Annotated in this window: 4 protein-coding genes; all 4 read right to left on the bottom strand. The window is 59.7% G+C overall.

The features are described 5' to 3' along the window. On the bottom strand, positions 1-155 hold a 155-nt coding region (locus WB528_RS26335; RefSeq protein ID WP_423892227.1), incomplete at its 3' end, for a PHP domain-containing protein. A gap of 774 nt (positions 156-929) precedes the next feature. Continuing rightward, complete coding sequence (locus tag WB528_RS26330) at positions 930-1,658, bottom strand: outer membrane protein (protein ID WP_423892225.1); 729 nt, start codon at positions 1,656-1,658, stop codon at positions 930-932. 301 nt (positions 1,659-1,959) lie between these two features. Next, positions 1,960-2,163 (bottom strand): hypothetical protein, encoded by a 204-nt coding sequence (locus WB528_RS26325; RefSeq protein WP_423892223.1) that lies wholly within the window; start codon positions 2,161-2,163, stop codon positions 1,960-1,962. A 119-nt stretch (positions 2,164-2,282) separates the two neighbouring features. Continuing rightward, a partial coding sequence (locus tag WB528_RS26320) for an ABC transporter ATP-binding protein (RefSeq protein ID WP_423892221.1) occupies positions 2,283-2,925 on the bottom strand: 643 nt, incomplete at its 5' end.

Genomic DNA, 2,925 nt, shown 5'->3' with positions numbered 1-2,925 from the left:
TCGGTATCGGTCAACGCCAACGCCGGCTGACGGTCGGCCTTGGCGAGTTCGCCGAGCCGGGCAATCTTGATCGAGCCCTTCAGCAGCGAATAGGCCGAATGGACGTGGAGATGGACGAATCCAGGATTTGAGGACGGCGCCACGGGCTTTGACATGTCGTTATCGGCAACTCAGCGTTTTGAGGGAGCACGCGCCGCTGGAAGCGACTCGGCTACCCTCCATCGTGAGGCCTCCAGCCAAGCAAGTCTACGCGCCCCTCGCCCCTCACCTGCCGCTATCAGGCTTTTCCCCAAAGGGGGAAAACCCTCACGCTGGGCCGTCCACAAACCGGCCGCAAGCCTACAATTGGGGAATCAATTGAGCCCATATCGCGACCATTCCGACAAAGAGGCCTATCGACGCCAACGCAGCTGCTTCCTCAACAAAAACCCGCAACATGACTACCTCCCTAGGTAAGAACATATCGGGAACATAGTTCCGTTTTTGTTCTCAGGCAAGTGCGTGGTAGTGGGTCAGTTTGAAAAAGGACCCCAATGGTTAACTTGCGGCGACTGCGCCTGCGCGTTCACCGGCAGGACATGCCGGCCGACATCTCACCCCAGAAGCCACATGTCTCAGGTTTAGCATCGCCGCTGAGGTGGCGCGGATCGTGCGCATGAAGCTCGCCCCTGAACACCAATAGAGCGGCAATCACCAAGAGGACCACAGAGAGGACCGTAGGGATTCTGTTTCGCATGGCGTCGCTTGAGGACTCGGACCGTTTCCAGTCTACCCGGACTGCTTGCGCCCAAAGACACGGAGCCGTAGCGGGCCGGTATGGAAAGTGACCGCGTTAGGTTCAATTCGTGAAGGAAGTCATCAGACCACAAACAAAAACCCCGGCCAAGCGGCCGGGGTCTGGAAGTTTGAGGGCCTAACTCAATACTAACTCAGTAGCGCGCAGACATCGGGCCGCCGAATTTGTAGTTCACGCGCGCGAGGAAGATATCCACGTCCTGGTTGATGTGGTCGGCTGCCGTCGACGCGAAGATCACGTCGTTGCCGCCCATGAACAGGTGATTGTATTCGAAGCCAAGTGACCAGTTCGGGGCAAAGGCATATTCGACGCCAACGCCCACCGCAGCGCCCCATCGCGTCTCGCTCGCAGAATCGATCAAGGCACCTCCGGCAGGGAAGAAAACGTCGTACTGGTTGTCGGTGACTGCGGCGCCGCCCTTCACGTAAATCAGCGCGTTGTTCCAGGCGTAGCCGATCTGACCCGTGAACAGACCGAACGCGTCGATCCTGGTTCGGTTTTGGTTGCCGACACTGCCCGGATCCAGGCTGAGGTTGTCGCCTTGCAAATCGGCCCAGTTGCCCTGCGCTTCGACGCCGAACACCCAGGACGACATCTGCCAGCGGTATCCGATCTGGCCACCGACCGTGCCTCCCGTCGCATCGTGGCAACCCTCGGGACTACCGCCCAGGAGATCCCAGCAATTGCGGCTGGTAGCACCGCCGCCGTTGATGCCGATGTAGAAGCCGCTCCAGTCATAGATGGGCGACGGCACCATCGCTGGCGCCTTCGTATAGGTCCGCGCCGGAAGATCGGCGGCGACGGCCGGTGCGGCGGCGCCAACCGCAATAGCTGCCGTCGCCAGAATGATAACTTTCTTCATATCCCAATCCTCTGCTTTCGAAGCTGTGTGTTTGCCCGAGCCCCGACACGACTCTTACCAACGTTCGCCGAGATTGCTGTAGCTCGCCTGCAACATCGGCGAAGAAACGTGCATCAAGAAAATTTTAAGAAACCGCTGCGACACAGGGGTTTTTTGAAACCTTCTGACACAAAGTTCCGCCACATTTACGCCCAGAAATTTCTCCGCGAGTTCCATCGAATCATGGAACCGATGTGATCGTCGAAAGCTTTATTGGATTAGAGTCCGCGGAACCGGAGGCCGTTCTCGAAAGCGCCGTGCTTTAAGGCGATCTGAGCGGCGCTTCGAAGGTCTTTTCCGGCTGGACCGTGAGGCGGATCGCGACGTCAGTGGAACCGTCGAACTTTTCCAGCACTTCATCACAAAGCAGGCAACGGAACTCGCCCTTAACACCGGGCCGTGAAGTCAGCTCGATGCGGCGATAACCGGCATGGCAGGCCCGACAGGTGAGATCAGATTTCTTCATTTCCGGAGAATGCCGTGGCTGGCGGCCACTTTCCAGCCCGGATGGATCACATTTTCTCCGTGAAACTTCATCTTTGCGGGAGGATCGCTAGAGGTCGAATTTTCTCGTATCCAGCCTTTTCAGTCCAGTTCGACCACATGGCCGTCGACGAGCGATACCCGCCGGTCCATGCGGCCGGCCAGTTCCATGTTGTGGGTAGCGATCAGCATCGCCACTCGCGTCGCCTTCACTAGTTGCATCAGGGCCTGGAAGACGTGATCGGCCGTGTTCGGGTCGAGGTTGCCGGTGGGCTCGTCGGCAAGCAACACCCGCGGCGCGTTGGCTACTGCGCGTGCGATCGCAACGCGCTGCTGTTCGCCGCCCGAAAGTTCCGCCGGCCGGTGCTTGATCCGGTCGCCCAGCCCGAGATAAGCGAGGATTTCGGTGGCGCGCTTGACGGTCTCGGATCGCTTCAAGCCCCGGATCATTTGCGGCAGCATGACGTTTTCGAGCGCCGAAAACTCCGGCAGCAGCCGGTGCGACTGGTAGACGAAGCCGATCTCGGTGCGGCGAATCTGCGTCCGGTCGATATCCGGCAAGCCGGAGGTCGGCGTGCCCCCGACATACACCTCACCCTCGTCGGGACTCTCAAGCAGGCCGGCGATGTGAAGCAAGGTCGATTTGCCGGCGCCCGATGGCGCGACGAGGGCCACCGACTGGCCGGCCCATAATGCGAGCTTGGCGCCGTTGAGGATCGTCAGCTGCGTCGCACCCTGCATGTAC

This window comes from Bradyrhizobium sp. (assembly GCF_049586575.1).
Classification (GTDB): domain Bacteria; phylum Pseudomonadota; class Alphaproteobacteria; order Rhizobiales; family Xanthobacteraceae; genus Bradyrhizobium.
This window is presented reverse-complemented; position numbering and strand designations above follow the sequence as displayed.

Excerpts from the sequence above, each read along its gene's own strand:
- WB528_RS26325 (WP_423892223.1), bottom strand. The coding sequence starts at position 2,163 with ATGAAGAAATCTGATCTCACCTGTCGGGCCTGCCATGCCGGTTATCGC.
- WB528_RS26330 (WP_423892225.1), bottom strand. The coding sequence starts at position 1,658 with ATGAAGAAAGTTATCATTCTGGCGACGGCAGCTATTGCGGTTGGCGCC.